At 68.3% G+C, this 6,512-nt stretch carries 5 protein-coding genes and 1 pseudogene; 3 read left to right on the top strand and 3 right to left on the bottom strand.

Translation table 11 applies throughout. From position 1 onward, the window contains the following. Window positions 1–118: 118 nt before the first annotated feature. Genes ACIOU8_RS10175 through ACIOU8_RS10185 form a run of 3 tightly spaced genes read right to left on the bottom strand, consistent with a single transcriptional unit; the run spans window position 119 to window position 4,099 of the window. Entirely contained in the window at window positions 119–1,765 is a 1,647-nt protein-coding gene (locus ACIOU8_RS10175; RefSeq protein ID WP_400788771.1) for an amidohydrolase, read from the bottom strand. 1 nt (window position 1,766) lies between these two features. Continuing rightward, window positions 1,767–2,606, bottom strand: coding sequence for a molybdenum cofactor biosynthesis F family protein (locus tag ACIOU8_RS10180; RefSeq protein ID WP_400788773.1), 840 nt, complete (start codon window positions 2,604–2,606; stop codon window positions 1,767–1,769). A 35-nt stretch (window positions 2,607–2,641) separates the two neighbouring features. After that, window positions 2,642–4,099 (bottom strand): APC family permease, encoded by a 1,458-nt coding sequence (locus ACIOU8_RS10185; RefSeq protein ID WP_400788776.1) that lies wholly within the window; start codon window positions 4,097–4,099, stop codon window positions 2,642–2,644. Window positions 4,100–4,342: 243 nt separating this feature from the next. Between ACIOU8_RS10185 and ACIOU8_RS10190 the strand changes: the two genes are divergently transcribed. The 3 genes and pseudogenes from ACIOU8_RS10190 to ACIOU8_RS10200 all read left to right on the top strand — a co-directional run. Further along, a complete protein-coding gene (locus ACIOU8_RS10190) occupies window positions 4,343–5,089 on the top strand; it encodes an SDR family NAD(P)-dependent oxidoreductase (RefSeq protein WP_400788778.1) in 747 nt (248 codons plus the stop codon). A 71-nt stretch (window positions 5,090–5,160) separates the two neighbouring features. Beyond that, a complete protein-coding gene (locus tag ACIOU8_RS10195; protein ID WP_400788779.1) occupies window positions 5,161–5,976 on the top strand; it encodes an SDR family NAD(P)-dependent oxidoreductase in 816 nt (271 codons plus the stop codon). Between the two features lie 218 nt (window positions 5,977–6,194). Next, a pseudogene (locus ACIOU8_RS10200) lies at window positions 6,195–6,512 on the top strand (hypothetical protein); the annotation flags it as partial.

Consider the following 6,512-nt stretch of genomic DNA (forward strand, 5'->3'; position numbering starts at 1 on the left):
CAAAAACGCATCCGAATCGCTCCTGAGCGGTGCGATATTGACCACGCATGCAAGAGACGCGCACTCGCGTGGGCGGCGAGCAGAGCGGCGAACAGGGTGCGCGTCGCCCGCGACCTGGTCAGCTCGCGGTGTAGACCTCGCGACCGGCGAACCAGGTCGAGCGCACGGGGGTGTGCACGATCTCGTCGACAGGGCCGGCGATCGCATCCCGCGCGAGCACGACGAAGTCTGCGGACTTGCCTGGCGTCAGGGATCCGGTCTCCGATCCGAGCCCCATCGCGGTCGCGGCGTTGATCGTGAAGACCTCGAGCGCCTCCTCGGCGGTGATCGCCTGCTCGGGCCAGAGGACGCCAGGCGCGCGCCCCAGAGGGTCGGCGCGCGTCACGAGTCCCTGCAGTCCCTCGAGAGTGTTCGGCGACTCGCTCACCGGCCAGTCCGAGCCGCCGGCGACGAGCGCTCCTGCATCGATCAGGGCACGGTTGGGCTGCGAATGCTCGGCCCGATCACCGAGCACCTCGGCGAGAGCCCGAGGGATCACGCCCGGGAACCAGATGAACGGCGAGATGTCGGCCGAGACATCGAGGGCGCGCAACCGGGGGATGTCCTCATCGGCCAGGAACTGGCCGTGCGCGATCTGGATCGGAGTGGTGAAGCCGTCGGCGCGGATGCGTGCGGCGACGTCGAGCACGAGACGCGCCGACCCGTCGCCCGTGCAGTGCACCTTGGCGCCGAGTCCCCGTTCGGCGACCGACCGCAGCCACGTGTGCAGCTCGTCGAAGTCCATCGTCGTCTCGCCGTGGAAGTGCGCGCCGTGCACGGCATCCGCCACGTAGGGCTCGAGGAACGACGCGGTCCGCGCTGGTGGCACCCCGTCGAGGAAGATCTTCACGAAGTCGGGCCGATGGTGCGGGGTCCGGAACTGCTCGCCGAGATCGATGAGCGCTGCGCCGATCGGATCGAACCCGAAGATCTCGTCGTTGATCAGCAACGACGAGACGACCCAGGCGCTGAGCTCCTGAGACCGGTCGAGTGCCGCGAGCGCGGCGAGGATGTCGGTCGACACCCCGGCATCCTGGAACGTCGTGATGCCGAAGGAGTTGAGGATCTCGACGCCGCGACGGGATGCGGCGATGTGCTGCTCGTCCGTCAGTCCACCGCTGCGGTCGTAGGCCTCCTGCACCGGGATGCCCGCAGCTTCGAGCAGCACCCCGGTCGGCGTCCCGTCGTCGGGATCGAGCAGGGTGACGCCGCCGGAGGGAATGCCGTCGGCGGTGATGCCCGCGAGCTGCAGTGCCCGGGTGCTCGCCCACCGGTTGTGCCTCGAGTCCTCGACGAGCACGACCGGTCGACCACCGGCCGCCTCGTCGAGACGCTGTCTGGTCGCGGTGTTCGCGAGTGTGGGCAGCAGCGTGGTCGACACCGGTCCGCCCACGATCCACGCGTCCGGTGGCAACGTCTGCGCCTTGTCGCGCACGAGGTCGAGGATGTCGTCGAGGGCGAGCGACGGCGGCAGTGAGAGCTCGAAGAGCTCGGTGCGACCGGCCATGGCGTGGTGGTTGTGCACGTCGACGAAACCTGGGTAGACCGCGGCGTCGCCGACGTCCAGCATCCGCGTGTCCGGCCCGCGGTGCGCCTGCATCGCGAGCCTGGTCCCGACGTCGAGGATCCGCCCGTCGCGCACGGCGAACGCCTCGACGACCGGATTCCGGTGATCCGCAGTGCGGACCACCGAGCCTGTGACGATGAGGTCCGCCGCCGCCACCATGTCAGAGAGCCCCGAACGAGGCCGGTTCGAGCCCCGAGCCGTGATGCGTGGTCGAGAGCAGCCGGCCGTGCGCGCCGAAGGTGAAGTGCGTCGGCACCTCGCCCGACTCGTCGAGGCCGAACAGCACGCCGTGCGAGCGGATGGCGTTCACGTCGCGGTGGTCGGCGATCGTGACCGATGCGCAGGGAATGACCTTCTCGCGCCACGCGAAGATGTAGATGCCGGGGCGCACCTCCCACACGCTGTTCTCGTCGGTGTCGGCGAGCCCTCGTTCGGGACCGGCGAGGCACTGCCACGAGTACCAGCGCTCCGAGAGGTAGACGTGCTCGTATGCGTGCTCCTCGCTGTAGACCCACTCGACGCGGCGGCCGATGAGCGTCGTGGTCGGTGCGGGCTCTGCGCCCGTCACGGTCGCGCCCTCGATCGTGCTCGGAGCGAAGATGTGCTGCACGCGGGTGCGTCCCTGCTCGGGCGCAGGCAGGATCACCGAGATGACGGCGAGGGCGCGCCCGTGGCGCAGGTCGACGACCAGCGACACGGCCTCGTTCGGCAGGTAGCTGTGGTGGAACTGCACGAAGTAAAGCTCGTCGTCGACTTCGAAGGCCTCGTAGTCGTCGGTGTCGGATGCCGGCGCTGTGGAGTCCTCGGCGCCCGGCCGGTAGTCCCACGTGACCGTGGTGTCGGCGAACCGGTGCGAGATGCGGGTCCCGCGGGCATCCATGACCGTGATCTCCCTGCCGCTCAGCGCGGTCGAATGCGGGGCCTTGTTCGCGTCGAATCCGGGGGCCAAGCCCTCGAGCGGAAGCCAGGTGGAGGTGTCGGCGGGGTTCAGGGTCGTCATGTCTCTCCTCGAGTTGGGTGTGGGTCTGGGGAGCGTCAGCGATCGCTGAATCGCTCGAGATCGGATGCGAGGCCCTCGTACACGGCGGGCTTGGAGCGCGTGAGATAGGCGCCGTAGACGATGCCGCCGATGAGAGCCACCACCAGCAGCAGCGGCATGAGGCGGATCGCGAGCTCTTCGGATCCGGCGACGATGTTGAAGTTCACGATCGCGAGCACCGAGATCGCTGCGATGCCGAGGAATCCGATGCCCGGAGCGATGAACGTGCTCCACCACCGCGGGTCGCCGGAACGACGGAAGTACACGACGATCGAGATCGCCGCGAGTCCCTGCAGGATCAGCACGCTCAGGGTGCCGAAGCCGAGCATGGCCGGCACCAGGGTGAGGATGGGGTCGGCGCCGGCGATCGCGAAGAGGATCGCCACGAGCGCTGCGAACGAGGCCTGCACGATCCCGGCGAGCTGCGGGGCGCCGTTGCGGCGCGTACGGGCCAGGGCATGCGGAAGGATCCGCGAGCGCCCGAGGGAGTAGAGGTAGCGCGTGGCGGAGTTGTGGAACGCGAGCATCGCCGCGAACAGGCTGACCAGCAGCAGGATCATCATCACCGTGGTCAGCGGACCGCCGAGGTACTGCTGCGACAGCATGAAGATGAGGTCGCCCGTCGGCAGGTGCTCGAGAGCCGTGGCCTGTGCCTGCGCGACGCCGGTCGCGCTCACGACGGCCCACGTCGTGACGCCCAGGATCACACCGATCGCGATGATCGAGGTGTAGGTCGCGCGCGGGATGGTGCGCAGCGGCTGCTTCGCCTCCTCGCTGAACAGGGCGGTCGCCTCGAACCCGAGGAAGCCTGTCGCGGCGAGGAGCAGGCCGATCGGCAGCGAGCCCGAGAACACCGCTTCGGGGCTGAAGGCGGCCACGTCGTATCCGGTCTGCACGAGCACCGAGACGTCGAAGACCACGAGCATCAGCACCTCGAGCACGAGGCAGACGCCGAGGATCTTCGATGAGAAGTCCACGCCGACGCGTGCGAGGACGAAGCAGACGATGATCGACACCAGACCCCAGATCAGCCAGTGCACGTCGAGGCCTGTGAGGTCGCGGATGATGTTCTGCATGAAGAAGCCGCTGGTGCCGATCGTGCCGACGACGAAGAAGTTGTAGCCGAGCGTGGCGATGAGGCCGGCGACGAGACCACCCGTGCGGCCGAGTCCCCTCACGACGAACGCGTAGAAGCCGCCGGCGTTCACGAGCTGCTTCGACATCTGCGCGTAGCCCACGGCGAAGAGCAGCAGGATCGCGGCGACCAGGAAGAAGGCCATCGGCGTGCCGCCGCCGTTTCCGAGGGCGATCGCCAGTGAGGCGACGACCACGATGCCGGTCAGCGGTGCGACAGCGGCGAGGACGAGAAAGACGATGCCGGCGACGCCCAGCGCGCCAGGTCGAAGAGAAGTGTGGTCGTGCTGCGTCGTGGACGCAGATATCGGGTCTGCCACGTCGGTTCCTTTGCTCGGTGACGGCTGTGTCGAACGGCATCGACGACGAGGGGGATCGTCGATAGAGCGAGTCTGCTCGCGCCGGGCGGCTGACGGTTGACCCTGAGCGAAGGACGATGGTGCCAGCGCGCACAGCCGTCTTTGCCGTGTTCCCGGCTTGCGCACGGCAGAGCAGGATGACCGTGATGACACCGCCGTCCTCACAGAGCGCCGCCGGCGCAGCGACGGAGTCTCAGGGAGATCATGGACCTGCAGCTGAGCGGCACCACCGCGCTGATCACGGGAGCAGCGAGCGGCATCGGGCGGGCGACCGCCCTCGCGCTCGCCGCAGAAGGGGTGCGGGTGGCGCTGCTCGATCGGGATGCTGCCGCGCTCGATGAGACGGCACGCGGGTGCGTCGACGCCGTGGTGCGGGTCGTGGACGTCACCGACGAGAGGCAAGTGGCTGATGCGGTCTCCACCTCCGTCGAGGAACTCGGCGGACTGGATGCGGTGGTCTGCTGCGCCGGAATCTCTGGCGTGGTCGGGTCGTCGATCGAGGAGGTGTCCCTTCTCGACTGGAATGCCGTGTTCGCGGTCAACGTCACGGGGGCGTTCCTGGTTCTCGCCCAGGCGCTTCCGGCACTGCGCGGATCGGCCGCCGCATCCGTCGTGCTGCTCGCGAGCGATTCCGCGTTCGTGTCGTCACCGGGCATGGCGCCGTACTGTGCGTCGAAGGCGGCGCTCGTGCAGCTGGGGCGGTCGCTGTCGGTCGATCTCGCCGGCGACGGCATCAGGGTGAACATGGTGGCGCCGTCGATCGTCGACACTCCGATGAGTCGGGGCGACCTCGGAACCGAGGCGTTCGTCGATCCGTCGTTCGCGGTGCAGACGCCGGAGGATGTCGCGTCGCACGTGCTGTATCTCATCTCTCCGCGCAGCAGAGCGATCAACGGCACGACGATCCTCAGCGACTTCGGGTACTCGGCCCGGTCAGGATTCCCCGCGTGATGATCTCGGCGCGACCGGATGGCGCGTGAGCGTGTGAACTGCGCGCGAGCGCACCAGGAACAGGAGCAGACATGGGAATTGCAGTCGGATCGACGGTCTCGGGACGCGTCGTCGTCATCACCGGCGGCGGAACCGGCATCGGCGCCGCGATCGCCGAGCGGTATGCCGCAGAGGGAGCGCACGTCGTCGTGGTCGGACGGCGGCCCGAGCCGTTGCGCGTCGTGGCGGATGCGGTGGGCGCGCATCCGATCATCGCGGACGCCGCCGACACGGCATCCGCCCAAGCCGCGGTGGCCGAGGTGCTCGCGACGTTCGGGCGGCTCGACGTGCTGGTCGCGAACGCCGGTGGACACGGCTTCTCGCCTGTCGCCGACACCGACGACGACAGCTGGGATGCGGCGATCCGCGCCAACCTCACCACGGCGTTCGTGATGGCGAGAGAGGCATTGCCGTCGCTGATCGAGGCGAAGGGGCAGATCGTGATCGTGTCGTCGCTCGCCGGTCTCTTCGCGGGGCCGTCGGTGGCCGGATACACGGTGGGCAAGCATGCTCTGATCGGCCTGACGCGCACACTCGCCCGCGACTACGGGCGACGGGGCGTGCGGGTCAACGCGGTGTGCCCCGGGTGGGTGCAGACTCCGATGGCGGACGAGGAGATGGACGAGTTCGCCACGCAGGCAGGCCTCGAGTCGCGTGAGGAGGCGTATGCGACAGTGACGGCGGATGTGCCGTTGCAGCGGCCGGCTCGGCCCGCCGAGATCGCGTCGGTCGTGCGATTTCTCGGGTCGGGGGAGTCGTCGTACGTCACGGGTGCCGTGATCGTGGCCGATGGCGGATCCCACGTGGTCGACGTGCCGACGATCGCGTTCGATCGGGCGGGGATGTAGGGAGCTCCTCCCACTTTCTGCCTTCCGCTTTCTCGATTCCTGCTTTCTGCCTCCCGCTTCCTTCTCCTCCTTGCTCGCCCCCGTTTTCTGTCTCTGCCTCCGCCTGCCGCGCGTTCTTGTCTGCGTTGTATTGGGAGATTGGAATATGGCGTTGAGCTGGGGTTATTCGGGGTGGTTTTGGGTCTCGAATGTCGGTGGTTCCGGGTTGACTGGGGGGTATGAACAGCACTGCGGAGCTTCTGGATCGGGTCATCGCTGACCTTGATGCGGTGCTGTCCGATGATGCGCTGGCGGGGTTGTCGGATGCGGATCGGGTCACGGTGTTGCAGGGGGCGGGGGCGGCGTTCCGGCGGGTCGAGGCGGTGATCGTGGAGACGGTGGCGACGGGGGACATGGGTGACTTTCCGCATGCGGCGGGCTGTCGGGGAGTGAATGAGCTGCTGCAGCGGACGGTGTTGGTGGATGTGCGGGGTGCGGCCCTGGTCGACAAGGTGGTCGATCTGGTGCGGCGGCCGGTGAGTCTGGCGGGGGAGCGG

The sequence above is a fragment of the Microbacterium sp. NPDC087589 genome (genome assembly GCF_044743635.1).
Classification (GTDB): domain Bacteria; phylum Actinomycetota; class Actinomycetes; order Actinomycetales; family Microbacteriaceae; genus Microbacterium.